The organism is Ochrobactrum sp. SSR (assembly GCF_030067775.1).
In the GTDB taxonomy this organism is placed as follows: domain Bacteria; phylum Pseudomonadota; class Alphaproteobacteria; order Rhizobiales; family Rhizobiaceae; genus Brucella; species Brucella teleogrylli.
This window is the reverse complement of record NZ_CP125971.1, coordinates 303783-319883: the sequence shown is the minus strand read 5'-3', so window position 1 is coordinate 319883 and position 16101 is coordinate 303783. Positions and strand designations below refer to the sequence as shown.

Here is a 16101-nt window from a genome sequence, read left to right as displayed (position 1 = left end):
GTAAGCAATCTATATCACTATCGTAACACGATCTATTCTCTCGCGAACGAAACATCGCGAGCAAAATGCATCGCCCAAGCGATGCGCTCGTAACGAGAGGATAAGAAGATAATGTCGCTTCGACTAAACAGCGCGCGCACTGGCCGTCGAGCTGGTCGGAAATTCCTATTTACTGGCTGGATTGCAAGCGCCCTGGCTATGGGGGCCATCCTTCTCGGCCCAGCGCCCGCGATCGCCGATGATGGGCAGTGGGTCGGCACGTGGACGGCCAGTCCACAACCGGTCTGGGGAGGGGATTTCGCATTCCCGACAAAAATCCCTGCAAGGGTGAAAGATCGTACTTTCCGCCAGATTGTTCGAATTAGTCTTGGAGGCATGAGACTGAGGTTCGTTTTCTCAAACATCTATGGAAAACAGCCTTTGAAAATTGGCGCAGCCAGCGTTGCCCCCGCTGGTCAGCAGGCGGCAGTAGCCCCGTCGACTATCCGAAAGCTCACTTTTGGCGGTAAATCGAGCGTCGTCATGCTGCCCGGCGCACCGGTGGTTAGTGATCCGGTGGATTTGCAAACCGATGCGCAATCGCGGCTCGCGGTTTCCATTTTTCTGCCGGATGAAACGGCTCTGGACACCTTTCATTGGGATGGCCGTCAGACAGCATGGTTCGGCAATGGTAACCTTACTGCGGCGGGCGACTTCCCGGCATTTGACACGACCGATGCACGCATTCTTTTAACAGACGTTCTGGTCGATACCCCTAACGAAGGTGCAGTCGCCATCATCGGCGATTCCATTACCGATGGTAACGGAGCGACAGTGGATGCAGACTCGCGCTGGCCCGATTTTCTTGCAAAGCGGCTTGCGCCCCGACGCATCGCCGTCCTTAACGCGGGTATTTCCGGCGCCCGCCTGCTCGAGGACAAAATGGGTGTTAACGCAGTTGCCCGTTTGGAGAGCGATGTACTGTCCAAGCCCAACGTGAAGGCGCTCATCGTATTCATCGGCATCAACGATATTTCGTGGCCAGGCACTGCCTTTGCTCCGAACTCCAAGCGACCGAGCGTTGAGGCTATGATCGAGAGCTACGGGCAGCTCATCGCGTTGGCACACGCGCACAACATCCGTGTCATTGGCGCAACACTGACACCATTCGAGGGTGCGCTTTCTGGGACCCCACTCGAGGGCTACTACAACGCCGACAAGGACGCGCTTCGCAACGAGATCAATCAGTGGATTCGCAAGAGCGGTGCGTTCGACGCGGTGGTCGATTTTGATGCGCTTCTTCGCGATCCAGACAATAACGCCCGCATCGCGCCAGCTTTCGATTCCGGCGATCATCTTCACCCCGGCGATAAGGGCAATCTGACAATGGCCGAGTCGATTAATCTCGAAACGCTGCTCGGGCGCTGATTGTCAGTGGGGTTCGGGCAGTGCTTCGCGCTCGAGCCATTCCGGGTCGATTTCCGGCAGTGGGATCGCGTCGAGCAGCGCGCGGGTATAGGCTGACTTCGGATCAGCGAAGACTTGTTCGCACGCCCCTGCTTCGACGACCTTGCCGAAACGAAGCACATAGACGCGGTCGCAGATGGCCCGAATGACGCTAAGATCGTGACTGATGAAGGCCATGGAAAGGCCCATATCGCGCGACAGGTCCTTCATCAGGTTGAGTACCTGCGCCTGCGTCGAAACGTCAAGGCCGGAGACGATTTCGTCAGCCAGAACGAAGTCCGGTTCGAGAAGGGCGGCGCGGGCGATGCCCACTCGCTGGCGCTGACCGCCCGAGAGTTCGTGGGCATTGCGGCCAAGCACGACCTGGGGCAGGGTGAAGCGGTCGAGAATTTTGAGAACCTTCGACTCTGCCTCAGCGGCGTTGGCCGCCAATCCGTGCAACAGCATTGGCTCCACCAGAATGCGGCGAATGGAATGGCGCGGATTGAGCGATGCCATCGGGTCCTGGAAGATCATCTGCATACGTCGGCGCAGTGGTCGCATCCTGTTATCGGGCAGACTGGTGATATCCTGACCGTCGAACCGGATTTCGCCCGCGGAGGTATCCACGAGGCGCAGCAACGCCCGGCCAAGCGTTGTCTTACCCGAGCCGGACTCGCCAACGATGCCGATCGTTTCGCCGCGCGCGATGTCGATGTCGATGCCATGCAGCACCTTGTGGCCAGCAGACTTGCTGAAAAGGCCACCCGCACCGTAAGCGACTTCTATGCCGCGAGCTGTGAGAAGCATGTTGGTCATCAGCTTTTTCCGATCTCGGCGCGCAGTTGCTCGAACACCGACTGTGGCACCGGCTCCAAGCCACTATTGGGGCGGTCGTAGCGCGGGCCAGCCGCCATCAGCGCCTTGGTGTAAATGTGTTTGGGTCGTTGCAGGACATCGGCGGTGCTGCCCTGCTCGATCACTTTACCGGAGTAGAGCAGCGTCACGCTGTCACAGATTTGGGCAACCACGCCCAGATCATGCGTCACGAATATGACGCCCGTGCCATGAGCGCGCTGCATGCCGCGAATAAGGCGCAAAATCTGCTTTTGCACGGTCACGTCGAGCGCGGTTGTCGGTTCGTCGGCAATCACAAGCTTGGGTTCGAGCGCAAATGCCGAGGCAATCAGCACGCGCTGGCGCATGCCGCCCGATAGCTCATGCGGATAAGCGCGCAAAACCCGCTCCGGATCGCGGATATGCACTTCCTCCAACAGGGTCAGCGCGCGTTCACGGGCCGCCTTGCTCGACAGGCCGCGCTTGAGGCGCAAGCCGTCGGTCAGTTGGGCCTCGATACGACGGCCTGGATTAAGCGCCGTCTGCGGGTCCTGCGGGATGAGCGAGATTTCACTGCCCATAATCTGGCGTAATTGGGGAGCCGGTATGGTCAGGAGGTCGCGGCCCTCGAAATTGATGGTGCCGCGGGTAATGCGGACCGTGCGCGGCAGGATACCAAGCAGCGCCTTGGCGATGGTCGATTTGCCGGCGCCGCTCTCACCGACGAGGCCGCGGACCTCGCCGCGCCCGAGTGTCAATGCGACATCACGAAGAATGGGCGAGCCGCCATCCCGATCCGAGACCGCCGACAGGCTGTTGATGGAGAGAAGGGGTTCGGTCATCGGCGCATCATCGGGTCAAGGGCGCGGCGCAGGCCGTCGCCGAGCTGGTTGAAGGCAAGAACGGTCAGGAAAAGCATCACGAGAGGCGCCACCAATACCCACCATCCCTGATAGATGATCTGTCGACCCTGCGCGATCATGCCGCCCCAGGTTGGCGTGTCGGACGAGACGGAAAGACCGACGAATGAGAGAATAGCCTCGACGATGACGGCGATACCCATTTCCAGGCTGATGAGCGCGATCAGGACCGGGGCGACATTTGGCAGGATCTGGCCGATCAGGATCTTGAAGCGGGAGAAGCCTAGAACTTGCGCTGCCGTTACATAGTCCATCCGCGCCTGCGCCATCGTTTCCGAACGGACGACACGACAGAAACGCGTCCAGTCGATGATGACGATGGCTGCGATGACCGAATGCACGCCCGCGCCGAAGACTGCCACCAGCAGGATCGATAGCAGTACCGGCGGGAACGCCATCCAGATGTCGACGAGACGTGAGATGACGGAGTCGACCCAGCCGCGATACCAGCCTGCGAGCAGCCCGAGTGCGGTGCCAACCAGCGCCGCAAGACCTGCGGCGATGAAGGCGACCAGCAAGGCGACGCGCGTGCCGTGGATCAGGCGCGAAAGCACGTCGCGACCAAGATCGTCGGTGCCGAACCAGTAACCGGGCTCAGTGCCAGCATAGCCTGCTGGTGGCAGCGTGGCGAGCATCAGGTCCTGTTCGAGCGGATCCTTGGGCGCGAGCCACGGCGCAAAGATCGCGACCAATATAAGGCAGAGGATAAAGCCGCCGCCGAGAATTACCTTGGGTTCAGAAAGCGCCGCGCGCAGTGACTTAACCATGGCGCAGCCTCGGATTGAATGCGGCGACGAGGACGTCAACCAGAATATTGATAACGATGAACAGGGCGCCGAAGACGAGGACAAGGCCCTGAATGAGTGGCAGGTCGCGGTTGATGACAGCGTCGATTGCCATATTGCCGATGCCGGGATAGGCGAAGATACGCTCAACGATGACTGTGCCGCCGATCAGGAAGGTGAACTGCACTCCGGTCAGCGCGATGGTGGGGCCAACGGCATTGCGCAATGCCTCTTGCAACACCAGCCGTAACGAGGACATGCCCTTGAGCTTGGCGAGCAGCACATAGTCCTGCACCATGGCTTCGAGCAGCGCCTCCTTCAGCACGCGGGCGATAATCGCCGCGAGCGGCAAACCGAGCGCCAGTACTGGCATGGTCATATGGGCGGCGATGTCGGCGAACTGCGCGAAGCGCAGGCATAGCAGGCTTTCGAACAGATAGAAGGGGGTTGCAAAATTGCTCTGCACGCTCGGATCGATCCGCCCGGACAGAGGTAATATGGGGAAGAACACACCCAACACCAACACAAGTGCCAGTGCCCAGACGAAGTCGGGCACAGCCAACACCACGCCGTTGACGGTATCGATGACGGGTTCGGCAGGGGTGCGGCGCACGAGCGTGCCAGCAATCGCCACGGCAGCGCCGAGCAGAATAGCGAAGATCAGTGCGATGAAGGCGAGCTCAAGGGTTGCTGGCAGGCGTTCGGACAACAGTTCCAGAACATTGCGGCGCAGCGAGATGGAGGTGCCGAAATCTCCTGAAAGCAGTGACGTCAGCCAGATACTGAACTGGCTGAAGATACTGCCATCGAGTCCATAGTTCGCGCGAAGCTGCGCGATCTGTTCCGGTGTAGCGCCCGGCGAGATCATCATGGCGATAGGGTCGCCGGGAACGACGCGCAACAGGACAAAAACCACAACTGCAACCCCAAACAGGGTCACCGTCGCGAGAACCAGACGGTTCAGGATAGAAAGAGCAAGCAATTGCATGGTTATGGAGTCTCGCGCAGGCAGACGTAGACACTATACTGGTGTGTCCGGCCAAACAGGCCGGACATCAATCAAGCAATGGAAGGCTGGCATAGCTCGTGCCCGGCCAACTCGCTATCAAGCCTTTGTTACCAAGGTTGGTTGCAGCGCGCCCGAAACATTCGGGGTAACCTTCAGCGTTGATTTATAGACAATCGGCTGTGCGTATTGCAGCAACGGCAGCACGTAACCTTGCTCCGCAATATACTTGCAGACGGCTTTCCAGCCAGCAATACGCTTGGCCTCGTCTTTCTCACCCCAAAGCGGAGCGATCATGCCATCCAGATCGTCGGTGTTCCATACCGAGTGGGGCGAAGGGCCGAACATGGCGAAGCCTGTTGAGGTGGTCGGGTCGCCGATCGCATTGCCCCAGTTGTAGAAGGCAGCTGGTGCAAGCTGGTCGGCGGCGCGCAGCTCATAGTGCTTGGCTATCTCGTAGACCTCGATTTCGGCTTCGATGCCGACCTTGCGCCACATGCCCACAATGGCCTGAACCATTTCGTAGTCCTTCGGCTTCAGGCCACGGGTGGTCTGAATCTTGAACTTCACGGGTTTGTCGGTCGAATAGCCGGAGTCGGCCAGCAGTTTTTTGGCGAGTTCGGGATCGTAAGGAACCTTGATTGATGGATCATAGGCCGAATATTCCGGCGCTTCGAGCGTGTCGATTGGTACGCCGTAGCCACGCAGCAGGCGCTTGACGATAGCTTGCTTGTCAACGGCGTGACAGGCGGCCAGGCGCACGTTCTTGTCGTTCATGACTTCGATATTGTTAAGGAAGATCATGCCGATATCCGAGATCGGAGTCGCGACGCCTGCCAGACCGTTCTTTTCCTTCAGGCGGTCGAATTCTTCATACGGGATTTCAAGCGTGACGTCGGACGAGCCGGATTCGATCTCGGCAACCCGGCTGGTGCCATCCGGCACGAACTTGAAGATCACAGTTTCGAAAGCTGGCTTGCCGCCCCAATAATTTGGGTTGGCCTTCAGGCGCAGGAAGGCATTGCCTTCATAGGCGTCAACCATATAGGGGCCTGTGCCGACAGGCTTCTTCTCGAAGCCCTCCGCGCCCACTTTCTCATAATAGGCTTTGGGCAGGATGTAGCCTGTGAGGAAGGCCATCCACATGAAATAGGTGGGTTCGAAGCGCAGCACATCGCCAGTGATCTTGTTGCCTTCGATCTTGTAGTTGCCGACAGTGGACCAGACAAACTGGATCGGGTTGCCGGTCTTTTCGTCGGCGGCGCGCTCCAGCGCCCAGACCACATCTTCCGGGGTGAACGGCGAGCCGTCATGCCAGGTCACACCCTCGCGAACATCCATCCAGACCGTGGTCTTGTCGTCGTTCCAGCCCCAGCCTGTCAGCAGGCCCGGAACGAATTTGAGGTCGGGGTCCTGGCCGATATACTGGTCGAAAATCGAGCGGTAGATTGCCTGAATCGTCGGATTGACCGCCGACGGACCGACGGTCGGATCGAAGGACGGAAGATTGACGTTGAAAGCGATGGTAAGCGTGTCGGTTTCTGCCGCCTGCACCGGCACACGCCCTGCCAGAATGCTCGTCAAAAAGGCAGCAGCGCCCATACCCAACGTCTGGCGACGGGTGAATTCAGTCATGTTTTGCTCCGCGTTCCCCTGATCCCGGCTTTTTTGAGCGTTCCCGCGCTCGCCAAGGTTATTTATTGGTCGGAATATTTTAATCTTAAAATAGCGGCGTTTGACTGGCAAGCGAATTGTACGGTCAGGAAACAATTTTAGGTCGCACTATATGCTTACGCATATTACTTCTTTATCAATTTCGCCCTTTGACCTAAGTAAGTACAAGCTCAAACAGCCCTAATTTGCAGTTTTGCGGACTTGAAGAGCCAGAAATATGATTCTGCATGGGTTCAAAGATGCAGTCGCAGATGCGAGCGCACCCGTTTAACGACAATCCTATTTCAGCGAGGCCGCGAGCAGCATTCCCGAGCCGCCTCCCAGTCCCGGGCCGGGATGGGTCGACGCGCCGATATGATAAAGACCGGGAACGTGGGTGCGGTGGTTGACCGATGACTTGAACGGACGCCAGATGAAAAACTGATCGACGCCGCAGAAGCCGCCATAGGGGTCGCCCCCCACGAGGTTCATATTCATGGATTCAAGATCGGCTGGTGAATACGCCTTGCGGGCGATGATCGTCTCGGCAAAGCCTTCGATGTGCTGGGCGAGGATGCGTTCGACGCGGTCGGCATAGTGTTCGCGCAGTTCGTCGGTCCAGCGGCCATCGGCAGGCGTGGCGAGTTCTCCGGCAGCATCGCCTTCGATGTGTCGCGGGGCTTCAGGCAATTGTAGCCAGAGGATCGCCTGGCCTTCCGGCGCGCGGGATGGGTCGAGCGCGGTCGGCTGGCCGACGCAGATGGTCGGCACCGCTGGTAGCATGCCCCGGTCACATTCATTGGCCGCACGAGACACACCGTTGAGGCCCGGTGTAAGATGCAAAAGCGCTACTTTCGACAGGTCCGCGCCACCCTTCCAGCGCGGCGGTGACTTGAGCGCGTAGTGTATCTGCATGTCGCCCTTGCCATAGCGATAAGTTCGCAGTCCATCGGCAATATCTGAGGGCAGTGGCCTGCTGGAGCCCTTCAGCAGGCGTCCATAAAGCTGGTTGGGCGTGACCGATGCAATGACACCCTTGCCTGCCTCCAGCACCTCGCCATCGGCAAGCTTAACACCCGTGGCCTGTCCTTTATGGTCCTCCAGTATTGCATCCACATCCGCGCCGGTGCGAATGGTGCCGCCCTGATCCGTAATGAGCTGCGTGAACGCCTTGACGAGATTTTCGGAGCCGCCTTTGACAATCGGACAACCCGCCAGTTCGATGGCAAAACCGATGACCCGGAGCATTGCCGCAGAATAAGTGCTTTCGGGATTGAGTCCGCAATGGAGCACCCAAGGCGCAAAGAGCCCGCGCATCACATCCGACCGATAGGTGGTTTCAAGATGATGGCGGCCATTGACGAGCGCCTCGCCGAACCACGCGGCGAGATTGCGGGGCCCGCGTTTCCAGGCTTCCTTCAGCACGGTCTTGAATATGCCGCCGGACCAGAGCGAGCCGCCTAGCAGCGAGAACATGAAGGGTGCGTCGGCACCCATCCGGTCCATCTCACGGGCAAAGGACTTGCCGTCGCCCTCGGCGAGCGCGTCGAAGGCAGCGATGTTGGCTTTACGGTCTTTGGACAGGATTGCATGTCGCCCATCCGCCAGTACGACGCCGGTGGGGAGGTCTGCGTGGGCGAATTCGAGGCCTCGCGCCTCCAGATCCTTGCCAAGCGCAGCATAGGCGGGCGAGGTCAGGAACAGCACCATGGTTGTTGCCATGACGTCGTGACGGAAGCCCGGTGCAGTGATCTCTTCCGTGCGCAGGCAGCCGCCGATCCAGTCATTGCGCTCGAGCAGCAGAACCTTTTTTGCCCTGTTTGCCAAGCATGGCGGCCGCTACCAGTGCGTTTATGCCGCTGCCCACCACGATATAGTCATGTGCCGTCATAGTGTCGTCGCTCCCCGAAAAATAGCCTCGCGCTGGCTCGATTCCGATTACTTTATTACCCGTGTGAGCGCGCGTATCGGCGAGCCTGTTCACTCGAGTCCAACTGAGAATTTTGCGACATGGTGCCCCTCATTCGCTTTTTAAAAAAAGCTTGATATGAATTTTCTTGAAGCTTAAAAGATATCATATGTGAATGCAACGAAATGCCTGCTCTCAAAGGTGAACTTTACAACATATCGGGCCTTCAAGATCCGCGATGACCTGATGATTTAAATCTGCGAGGTCAGAAGCCTGCCAAGATCGATCTACACTATTATATGCATTTGAAAATAATGGGGGCCTGAATGAGTGGACATGACGTTGAGTTCGATGCAGTGGTCGTAGGCGCGGGGCATAATGGCCTCGCTGCGGCGGTGCATCTGGCGGCAAAGGGTTGGCGTGTTGCTGTTGTCGAAGCGGGGGCTTCTCCCGGCGGGGCGGTGAAGACCCTGGAGTTGACAGAGCCGGGCTTCCGTCACGACTGGGCTGCCATGAACCTTTCGATGTTCGCTGGCTCAGCTTTTCACGCAACCTATGCCGCGGATCTTGCTGTACAGGGTCTCGAATTCGTACCGGCGCAAAATTGTTTTGCCAGTGTCTTTCGCGACGGTACTCATCTTGGCGTTTCCAGCGATGTGACGGTAACGAATGCAAGGATTGCGGAACTGTCGCCCGTAGACGCCGAGGCGTGGGCGACTATGCTTTCTGATTTCGAGCGCAATGCGCCGCATATTTTCGGCCTGCTCGGCTCGCCGATGCCTTCCCTGTCAGCGGTAAGGACAGTCTGGAAGGCCTACAGGTCGCTCGGCATGGATAATCTCTGGCGTATCGCGCAGCTTCTGCTGGCGACGCCACGTGATTTTCTTGACGCGAATTTCGAAAGTCCCAAACTTAAGGCCATGATGGCCGCTTGGGGTCTGCATCTTGATTTCGCGCCCGACGTTGCAGGCGGAGCACTATTTCCCTATCTCGAGTCAATGGCAAATCAGGCGTTCGGCATGGTTATTGGCAAGGGAGGCGCAGATACGATCATTCGCGCGATGGCGGGTCTCCTGCACGAGAAGGGGGGACAACTCATTCTGGGCCAGCGTGTCGAAAAGATCAGTCTCGACAAGGCCGGAAAAGCGACGGGCGTGGTGTTGTCCGACGGACGCACGTTGAGTGCGAAGCGGGCGGTGATCGCCAACCTCAATCCCAAGGTGCTGTTTGGCAGTGACATGTTGCCCCGGTCGGCGGTCCCCCAAAAAGTTAACAAGGCGACGAATGCTTTTCGGGCCGGTCCCGGCACGATGATGATCCACCTTGCCATGGACGAGTTGCCAAACTGGACTGCGGGCGCTGAACTCAAGCGCTTCGCTTATGTTCATATTGCCCCGGACCTTGCCATGATGGCGCGGGTTTACGCGGAAGCTATGGATGGATTGCTGCCTGGAGAACCGGCCCTTGTGGTTGGCCAGCCCACGGCCATTGATCCATCACGTGCACCGGAAGGCAAGCATGTTCTCTGGGTACAGGTGCGGGTCCTCCCGGCGGAGATCAAGGGCGATGCGATGGGAGAGCTCCCTATCGCGGATTGGAATAGTGTGAAGGATGCCTATGCTGATCGGGTCATCGGTATCCTTGAGCGCTATGCGCCTGGGATCAGCGGCATGATCCGGGCGCGCTCGGTCTTTTCACCCGCAGACCTTGAACGTGAGAACGCCAATCTTATCGGCGGTGACAATCTGAGTGGTTCACATCACCTTGACCAAAATTTCCTGTTCCGCCCCATTGCAGGATACTCGCGCTACAAAACGCCCGTCCGCTCACTTTATATGTGCGGCGCCTCCACCTGGCCCGGTGCTGGCACCGGCGCCGGCTCTGGCTTCATGCTTGCAAAGATGCTTGCCGGAAACTGATGGGTGGCGGGGTCAGGTTCTGACTCCCAATCCGACTATGTTGAATATCGCGCCAACGCGAACTGTTCTATTGACCAGGACGGTTGGCGCAATTCTACCAGATCCGCGATAATACGAGCCATGCCCGGACCTATGCCGAAACCGTGGCCGCTCATTCCTGTGGCAATCGTAAGCCCGCTTATGCTGGCTTGATCCACGACGGGCAACACGTCTGGCATGGTGTCGATCATACCAGCCCAACTTCGTATAATGCGCGGTGTCCCGATCTTCGGAAATGCCGCAGCGAATTGCTTGAGAACCCGGCTGAGCTCTTTCTGGTTGGGCTTCGGATCCAGTACACGGCACCGCTCAAACGGCGTTTCGTCTATTTTCGACCAGCGTCGGGGCGTTCGCCATGCATCTGGATAATTCTGCGGAGCGGAAAGCCGGAACCGCGTGCTTGTAAAGTCCTCGCGCAACTGCGGAATGTAAGCTGAAAAGTTTCTGAAGGCATCCGGACCGATGAAGAAATCATGTGTGGACCAAGGTGTTAATGTGTGGCTCCCGTCAGTGCGACGCCGGAACGCGATGCGGTCATCGGCGGCAGCGGCATCATGCGGCGATGTCGCCAGTTCTATCTGCAAGGCGGAAGATAGGACGGACAGTTGGGGGACATGAATATCGTGCCGTTTCAAAAACAGGGCGCTCCACGCGCCAGCCGCAACTACCACTCTCTCACATTTTACATAGCCGCTCTCAGTGGCGACACCTTGAATGTGATTGCCTGTAATGTCCAATGTGCGAATGGCGCAGTTTTCGCGAATGATGACACCGTCTTCAGCGGCTGCCTGAGCCAATGTCGGGACCGCAACGAACGGTTCAGCCATAGCATCGGACGGTGTGGTCATGCCGCCAATCCAGCCTCTACCTTCGGATATCATCGCGCCAACTTCGCGTTGGGATAACATGCGCGTATCGACGCCGTATTGGCGCGCACCGTCGAGCCATTGCTCGAATTTTGCGAGCTTGGCTTTGCTGCGTGCGAGATAAGTGATGCCTTTCTGGCGAAAGCCGATCTGCTCGAGGATCTTCTCGTTTAAGCTTTTCCAGAGAGGGATCGTGTCCATCATGATGGGCAGTTCTGCGTAATCACGACCCTGTTGACGGATCCAGCCCCAGTTTCGGCTGGATTGCTCGCCAGCGATGCGACCTTTCTCGCAGAGAAGGACCTTCAATCCACGTTTCCGCAGTTCCCAGGCCGCCATAACTCCGATGATGCCACCGCCGATGATTGTTACGTCAACAACATCAGGAAGGGGGCCATCGAATTGCGGAGTGTTATCAAGATTAATAGGAAATGCAGACATCGGATTTCAGAATCTCGTGGGGCTGTATGGTGTAATATCGATAGCAGGCGTACGTTCGCCGACCAGATCAGCAACAAGCTGGGCGGTTATAGCGGAGAGAGTCACTCCCAGATGCCCGTGTCCGAACGCATAGATCACGTCGCGGCATTTATGGGCTCGGCCGATCACCGGTAATGTGTCGGGCGTTGAGGGTCTATGGCCCATCCATTCAGATGTCGGGCGCCAGTCCTTGAGGGCTGGTACGGCCATCATAGCCTCCGGCAGTAGCGCGCGAATGCGCTTGTAGTTTGGTGGTGCTTTCAGTCCCGCCAGTTCATCGCCGCTTATCAGGCGCAACCCGTCATGCATTGGAGACAAAACAAAGCCTTTGCCGGGAATGACGACCGGACCACGTAACAATGACTGGGACCCTTCACCGAAGCTGATGTGGTATCCGCGTTCGCTCTCAAGCGAAACCTTGTCTCCAAGTTGCCTTGTTAAAATGGAGGACCATGCACCCGCTGCAATGACCACACGATCAAAGTGCTGCTCTCCGGAGAAAACCCGGAGCGCGACGCCGCCCCGTTCTGAAGGTCGAACTGAGCTGACGTGCTCGCGAACGAAGGCCGCACCAAAAGTATGTGCTGTTTCCAGATAGACGCTTGCGAGTTTCTTCGGAAAGCGGACATTTCCTGCTTTCGGCTGATAGAGGCCCTTAAAACACGAAGCGGGATTGAGCGCCGGTTCAAGATCCAGAAGCGAGGATTGGCTAAGGATTTTGTGGCAGACGTCGTGACGTTCCATAAGTTGGCGTTCAAGTGCAGAGCTTTGGAAATCCTTGGCGCTGTCATAGACTTTCAGCCAACCTTCTTGCGTGATCAGATCCTTGACTGCAGCAATCGCCGTCAGTTCCTGATGCGCGACCAGAGCTTGGGAAACGAGAGCATGCATCGCTGCAGCAATGCGATCAACCGCTGTTGTGGTGCCCGCCGCGATGAAGCGCTTTATCCAAGGCAGCGCTTTCGCGGTATGATGAAGGCGCAAGACTGCCGGAGAGTTGCAGTTAAACATATAGGTTGGCAGAGAGCGGACCACCGCGGGTGTTGCGGTGGGCGTAATCGAACCCGTGACAATAGCGCCCGCGTTTCCATAGGAAGTCCCGGCCCCCGGCTCCTCATCACCAAAAACCGTGACGCTGTGACCTTCTTTGGCAAGAGTGAGTGCGGCGCTACATCCGACAATTCCCGCGCCGATGATGGCAACAGAAAGTCGTTCACCGTTTTGCTGACGATGCTGCATGAGGATCGATCTATCTCAATTATGCGACGAAGGTCGCGTCAGTGGTGGAGGACTTTGCTCAGGAAATCGCGCGTGCGCTCATTTTGCGGGTTCTTGAAGAAGTTTTCCGGTTCGCCGCTTTCAATAATCGAACCACGATCCATGAATACGACACGATCAGCAACGCTTCGGGCGAAACCCATTTCGTGGGTGACAACCATCATTGTCATGCCTTCTTTGGCAAGGCTGACCATGACATCCAGCACCTCGTTGATCATTTCAGGATCAAGCGCTGACGTAGGTTCATCGAACAGCATTATCCGGGGCTGCATGCAAAGTGAGCGCGCAATGGCGACACGCTGCTGTTGACCACCCGACAGCTGGTTCGGATAATTATTCATGCGGTCGGCGAGGCCTACTTTGGCAAGCAGTTCCCTGCCGCGTTTCTCGGCTTCGGCTTTTGATAATCCACGCACATGAATGGGAGCGAGGGTTACATTCTCAAGTGCTGTCTTGTGCGGATACAGATTGAACTGCTGGAAGACAAACCCGACTTCCATGCGCAACTCACGCAAGGCAGCTGCCTTGGAACTCAAATCAATGCTGTCTACGATAAGCTTTCCAGACTGAAAGGCTTCCAGTCCATTGACACATCGAATCAGCGTGCTCTTGCCGGAGCCGGAAGGTCCGCAAACCACGACGACTTCGCCCTTGCTGACTTTCAGATCGATATTGTTGAGCACATGAAGCGCGCTGCCGAACCATTTGTTCAGACCCTGAAACTCAATCATTAGACCTGTCCAATTACAAAATAGGAGATTGCGTGCCGCGTTCGATGCGACGTGAAAGATAGATCATCGGATAGCAGACGATAAAGTAACCGATACCGACGACGCCAAAGACCAGCAGACCGTTAGGAATATTCTGTACGATCATCCAGCCGGAGCGGGTGAGGTCCATGATACCGATCGCGGAAACAACAGAGGAATCCTTGACGAGCAGGATGAATTGTCCAACCAGAGAAGGACGAACAATACGCAAAGCCTGCGGCATGACGATCAACCGAAGCTGTTGAGCATAGGTGAAGCCCGACGCAATTGCCGCCTCGGTCTGCCCGCGCGGAACCGCCTTGATGCCGGAAGCAACGATTTCACCGATAAAGCACGCTGACAGATTCGAAAGTGCTATCACGCCCGCATTGAATGCAGAGAGTTCAATCCCAATCGTTGGCAGAATGAAGAAGCAGATGAAAACCTGAACCAGAAAAGGCGTGCCGCGAAACAGATCGATATAGAACCCGGTTATCGCTGATAGCCATCGATTTCCGCTGCCGCGAAGCACTCCAAAGATCAGTCCAATCACCATCCCGATGACGAGGGACAGGAGTGACAGCGCAACGGTCATACCAAGGCCCTTCAGCAGAACGGGCCAGAAGTTCAACAAGCGTTCGACTTGAAACCAAAACATATGCGCCTCCTGTTAGCGTTCCGGCATGCGATTGAAACGCGACCAGGTGCCAGCCATTGCCTTAAGCAGATAATAGATCAGCAGGAAGCCCGCAGCTGTCGCTGCAAGCCCTTCAACGGGCATGAAGCGATCAAGCGCGATCTGTTGCCCGACGCGAGTAAGCTCAACGACGGAAATCAGAGAAAGAAGGGATGAATCCTTCACAAGTACGATTGCCTGTCCGATCATCGGCGAAATTGTCGGTCGCACCGCCTGCGGCAGAACGATAAGGCGCATGCGCTGTATATAGGTGAAGCCAGAACTTAAAGCCGCTTCGAACTGGCCACGCGGAATGGAAAGGATGCCCGAGCGAATAATCTCAGCAACATAGGCACCGGAATTGATTGACAGGGCTATGATGCCGATGACCATTTCCGGCAGGATGATGCCGAGACGCGGCAGCCCGAAATAGAGAAAATAGAGTTGTGCGAGCAGCGGAGTCGCCCGGATAAGATCGATATAGGCAATGCCGATCGTACGCAGCCAGCGGGTGGGCTGGATGCTGAGCGCACAAGCAACAATGCCTATGATCATTGCGCCGGTGAACCCGGCTGCCGACAACATCAATGTATTCAGAAAACCCTGCCAGAGATCTGGGAGATATTCCGAAATGACCCGTATGTTCAGATTGCCAAACATGTCTCACCGGTTGGATTCAATTTTTGATCAAAGGTGCGGAACGGAATGGTTCCGCACCTCTGTCGGTATCAGTGGTCAGCTTGCCACTTGTTTGAATTGACCCAATAATCCATGTTTTCTTTCAAACGGCCATCGAGCGTCACGTTGTCAAGAAACAGGTTCGTCCAGATCATCAGGTCCTGAGAGTCGTAGCGCACTGCATAGGCAAGCGGTTCTGCGCTAAGCATTTCCGGAAAGACTTCAAATGTGCCTTCAGGATAGTTCTGCACCTGGGCCGCGACCGCCGTGTTGTCGTTTACACCGCATTGGGCTTGGCCGGATGCAACCGCGTCAAGAACCACCGTACCGCCGCCTTTGAACGCCTTCACGGTCGCTTCTGGGAAGTATTTCGGCATGTTCTTTTCCGCAGTCGATCCGAGAATGACAGCGACCGTCGTTCCGGGCTTTTTGCAGTCTTCCACACTCTTGAAGTCGCCGCCTGCAGCGGTGAAAGCGACAGTGCCGACGTGAATCCATGGCTTGGTGAACGCAACCTTGGTCGCACGGCTCATCGTGGCGGTCATGTCTGCTGCCAATATGTCAGCCTTACCGGAAAGAAGCGCCGGGATGAGTCCATCCCAATCGAAATCGAGATATGTTACCTTAACGCCCATTTCCTTGGCCATCAGTTCGGTCAATTCAATAGCGCTTCCTGTCCGCTTACCGTTCCGGTCCATGAAGGAATAGGGTGGGCCTTGGGTTTGAACCGCAACGCGCAGTTCGCCGCGGGCGAGGATATCGTCAAGTGTTCCAGCATACGCCGTCGTGGTCTGCGCAGCCGTTCCCATGAGCGCAACAAACATTGCTGACGCCATGAGTGCATTGATTTTCTTCAACATTTTGTTTCAGTTCTCCCTCGT

Annotated in this window: 13 protein-coding genes and 1 pseudogene; 2 read left to right on the top strand and 12 right to left on the bottom strand. The window is 56.9% G+C overall.

Annotated features, from left to right (window positions below):
* Nucleotides 1-111: 111 nt before the first annotated feature.
* Complete coding sequence (locus QLQ11_RS18895; RefSeq protein WP_283735731.1) at nucleotides 112-1407, top strand: SGNH/GDSL hydrolase family protein; 1296 nt, start codon at nucleotides 112-114, stop codon at nucleotides 1405-1407.
* A gap of 3 nt (nucleotides 1408-1410) precedes the next feature.
* Here the strand turns inward: QLQ11_RS18895 and QLQ11_RS18890 are convergent, their stop codons facing one another.
* The 6 genes and pseudogenes from QLQ11_RS18890 to QLQ11_RS18865 form a co-directional block, all read right to left on the bottom strand.
* Nucleotides 1411-2244, bottom strand: a complete 834-nt coding sequence (locus tag QLQ11_RS18890) for an ATP-binding cassette domain-containing protein (RefSeq protein ID WP_283735732.1) — start codon at nucleotides 2242-2244, stop codon at nucleotides 1411-1413.
* Nucleotides 2244-3104: an ABC transporter ATP-binding protein gene (locus tag QLQ11_RS18885; protein ID WP_140025599.1), complete on the bottom strand. Its 861-nt coding sequence runs from the start codon at nucleotides 3102-3104 to the stop codon at nucleotides 2244-2246. The genes QLQ11_RS18890 and QLQ11_RS18885 overlap by 1 nt, the downstream gene beginning before the upstream one ends.
* Entirely contained in the window at nucleotides 3101-3949 is an 849-nt protein-coding gene (locus QLQ11_RS18880; protein WP_283735733.1) for an ABC transporter permease, read from the bottom strand. Before QLQ11_RS18880 ends, QLQ11_RS18885 begins: the two co-directional genes overlap by 4 nt.
* Complete coding sequence (locus tag QLQ11_RS18875; RefSeq protein ID WP_371836083.1) at nucleotides 3942-4949, bottom strand: ABC transporter permease; 1008 nt, start codon at nucleotides 4947-4949, stop codon at nucleotides 3942-3944. The genes QLQ11_RS18880 and QLQ11_RS18875 overlap by 8 nt, the downstream gene beginning before the upstream one ends.
* 123 nt (nucleotides 4950-5072) lie before the next feature.
* Nucleotides 5073-6608 (bottom strand): ABC transporter substrate-binding protein, encoded by a 1536-nt coding sequence (locus QLQ11_RS18870; protein WP_283735734.1) that lies wholly within the window; start codon nucleotides 6606-6608, stop codon nucleotides 5073-5075.
* A gap of 318 nt (nucleotides 6609-6926) precedes the next feature.
* Nucleotides 6927-8517, bottom strand: a pseudogene (locus tag QLQ11_RS18865) (phytoene desaturase family protein).
* A gap of 344 nt (nucleotides 8518-8861) precedes the next feature.
* Between QLQ11_RS18865 and QLQ11_RS18860 the strand changes: the two are divergent.
* Nucleotides 8862-10454 (top strand): NAD(P)/FAD-dependent oxidoreductase, encoded by a 1593-nt coding sequence (locus QLQ11_RS18860; protein ID WP_283735194.1) that lies wholly within the window; start codon nucleotides 8862-8864, stop codon nucleotides 10452-10454.
* A gap of 35 nt (nucleotides 10455-10489) precedes the next feature.
* Here QLQ11_RS18860 and QLQ11_RS18855 read toward each other — a convergent pair whose 3' ends face one another.
* The 6 genes from QLQ11_RS18855 to QLQ11_RS18830 form a co-directional block, all read right to left on the bottom strand.
* Complete coding sequence (locus QLQ11_RS18855) at nucleotides 10490-11800, bottom strand: FAD-binding oxidoreductase (protein WP_283735195.1); 1311 nt, start codon at nucleotides 11798-11800, stop codon at nucleotides 10490-10492.
* A gap of 6 nt (nucleotides 11801-11806) precedes the next feature.
* Complete coding sequence (locus tag QLQ11_RS18850; RefSeq protein WP_283735196.1) at nucleotides 11807-13078, bottom strand: FAD-binding oxidoreductase; 1272 nt, start codon at nucleotides 13076-13078, stop codon at nucleotides 11807-11809.
* A 38-nt stretch (nucleotides 13079-13116) separates the two neighbouring features.
* Nucleotides 13117-13848 (bottom strand): amino acid ABC transporter ATP-binding protein, encoded by a 732-nt coding sequence (locus tag QLQ11_RS18845; protein WP_283735197.1) that lies wholly within the window; start codon nucleotides 13846-13848, stop codon nucleotides 13117-13119.
* A gap of 13 nt (nucleotides 13849-13861) precedes the next feature.
* The gene (locus QLQ11_RS18840; protein WP_283735198.1) at nucleotides 13862-14524 is read right to left on the bottom strand and encodes an amino acid ABC transporter permease; all 663 of its coding nucleotides are present in this window, start codon (nucleotides 14522-14524) and stop codon (nucleotides 13862-13864) included.
* Between the two features lie 12 nt (nucleotides 14525-14536).
* Nucleotides 14537-15202 (bottom strand): amino acid ABC transporter permease, encoded by a 666-nt coding sequence (locus QLQ11_RS18835; protein WP_283735199.1) that lies wholly within the window; start codon nucleotides 15200-15202, stop codon nucleotides 14537-14539.
* 68 nt (nucleotides 15203-15270) lie between these two features.
* The gene (locus QLQ11_RS18830) at nucleotides 15271-16080 is read right to left on the bottom strand and encodes an ABC transporter substrate-binding protein (RefSeq protein ID WP_283735200.1); all 810 of its coding nucleotides are present in this window, start codon (nucleotides 16078-16080) and stop codon (nucleotides 15271-15273) included.
* Between the last annotated feature and the right edge of the window lie 21 nt (nucleotides 16081-16101).

What these genes read in the sequence shown, in the direction of transcription:
- QLQ11_RS18885 (WP_140025599.1), bottom strand. Translation starts at nt 3,104, where the DNA reads ATGACCGAACCCCTTCTCTCCATCAACAGCCTGTCGGCGGTCTCGGAT.
- QLQ11_RS18870 (WP_283735734.1), bottom strand. Translation starts at nt 6,608, where the DNA reads ATGACTGAATTCACCCGTCGCCAGACGTTGGGTATGGGCGCTGCTGCC.
- QLQ11_RS18855 (WP_283735195.1), bottom strand. Translation starts at nt 11,800, where the DNA reads ATGTCTGCATTTCCTATTAATCTTGATAACACTCCGCAATTCGATGGC.
- QLQ11_RS18890 (WP_283735732.1), bottom strand. Translation starts at nt 2,244, where the DNA reads ATGACCAACATGCTTCTCACAGCTCGCGGCATAGAAGTCGCTTACGGT.
- QLQ11_RS18840 (WP_283735198.1), bottom strand. Translation starts at nt 14,524, where the DNA reads ATGTTTTGGTTTCAAGTCGAACGCTTGTTGAACTTCTGGCCCGTTCTG.
- QLQ11_RS18830 (WP_283735200.1), bottom strand. Translation starts at nt 16,080, where the DNA reads ATGTTGAAGAAAATCAATGCACTCATGGCGTCAGCAATGTTTGTTGCG.
- QLQ11_RS18880 (WP_283735733.1), bottom strand. Translation starts at nt 3,949, where the DNA reads ATGGTTAAGTCACTGCGCGCGGCGCTTTCTGAACCCAAGGTAATTCTC.
- QLQ11_RS18850 (WP_283735196.1), bottom strand. Translation starts at nt 13,078, where the DNA reads ATGCAGCATCGTCAGCAAAACGGTGAACGACTTTCTGTTGCCATCATC.
- QLQ11_RS18845 (WP_283735197.1), bottom strand. Translation starts at nt 13,848, where the DNA reads ATGATTGAGTTTCAGGGTCTGAACAAATGGTTCGGCAGCGCGCTTCAT.
- QLQ11_RS18860 (WP_283735194.1), top strand. Translation starts at nt 8,862, where the DNA reads ATGAGTGGACATGACGTTGAGTTCGATGCAGTGGTCGTAGGCGCGGGG.
- QLQ11_RS18835 (WP_283735199.1), bottom strand. Translation starts at nt 15,202, where the DNA reads ATGTTTGGCAATCTGAACATACGGGTCATTTCGGAATATCTCCCAGAT.
- QLQ11_RS18895 (WP_283735731.1), top strand. Translation starts at nt 112, where the DNA reads ATGTCGCTTCGACTAAACAGCGCGCGCACTGGCCGTCGAGCTGGTCGG.